We start from the raw sequence: 1,090 nt of genomic DNA, 5'->3' as shown, positions 1-1,090 counted from the left end.
GCGGCCCGCCACCCGCCCGGCGAGGCGCCCGTGGGCCGAGACCGACCTGTTCGCGTTCGCCGAGGCGGCCGCCTGGGACGGTGACCCCGAGCACGACCTGGCGCCCGGGATGGAGGACCGCGGTACGCCCTTCGCGACCCACCGTGCGGCCGCTCTGCTCGGTGCGACGGGCCTCATCCGGCACCGCAGGCCGGTCGGGATCCCCGTGACCGGCGTCGTCCACGGGGATCTCGCCCGGGGTCTGCTCTTCGACTCGTCCGCCGAACCCGCACTGACCGACGTCGTGCCCTATGCCCGGCCGACCTCGTGGTCGGCCGCGGTCGTCGCCGTCGACCACCTGTCGTGGGGGACGGCCGACATCGGGGTCCTCGGCAGATGGCGCCATCTCGAGCAGTGGCCCCAGATGGTGTTGCGCGCTGCCGTGTTCCGGTTGGCGGTACACGCGCTGCACCCCGGTTCGCGGCCGCACGCGATGGACGGGTTGCAGTCCATGGCCCGCGAGGTCGGCGAGTTCGTGGGGGACACGTCGGCATGACCCCCCGTTCCCCGCGGGCATCGTCCCGCCAGGGTGCCCTCGCGTTTCCGCTCGTGGCCCTCGTCGGCGTCGTCCTCGTCTCGCTGAACCTCCGGACCGCCGTCACCTCCCTCAGCCCGCTGCTCGGGGTGATCGACGCCGAGATCGGCCTCGGCGCCGCCGGGATGGGGCTGCTCGGGATGGTCCCGACCGCCATGTTCGCCGTCTGGGGTGTGCTCACCCCGATCGTCCTACGCCGGGTGGGTCTGGAGATGCTCACGGTCCTGGCGATGGTCGCGGCGGCCGTCGGGCAGCTCATCCGGGCCGCCGCCCACGACCCCTGGGTGATGGGCGCGGGATCACTCATCGCGCTGGCGGGGATGGGGATCGGCAACGTCGTCGCCCCGCCCCTGGTCAAGAAGTACTTCCCCCGGCACGTGGCCGCGGTCAGCATGGCCTACATCACCGGTCTGCAGCTGGGCACCGTCGTCCCGGCGCTGGTGGCGGTGCCGGTCGAGGAGGCCGCCGGGTGGCGGGTCTCCATCGGGTGGTGGGCGGTCCTCGCCGTCGTCGCCG

1 protein-coding gene and 1 pseudogene are annotated in these 1,090 nt (G+C 73.8%); both read left to right on the top strand.

All coding sequences use genetic code 11. The features are described from left to right. Window positions 1-535, top strand: a pseudogene (locus G6023_RS15635) (TIGR02569 family protein); the annotation flags it as partial. Beyond that, on the top strand, window positions 532-1,090 hold a 559-nt coding region (locus G6023_RS15630), incomplete at its 3' end, for an MFS transporter (RefSeq protein ID WP_472986461.1). The pseudogene G6023_RS15635 and the gene G6023_RS15630, both read left to right, overlap by 4 nt.

Origin of the sequence: Dietzia sp. DQ11-71 (assembly GCF_014144995.1) — a bacterium.
Lineage (GTDB): Bacteria > Actinomycetota > Actinomycetes > Mycobacteriales > Mycobacteriaceae > Dietzia > Dietzia kunjamensis.
The sequence above is the reverse complement of the archived record's forward strand: the minus strand, read 5'-3'. Positions and strand labels throughout refer to the sequence as shown.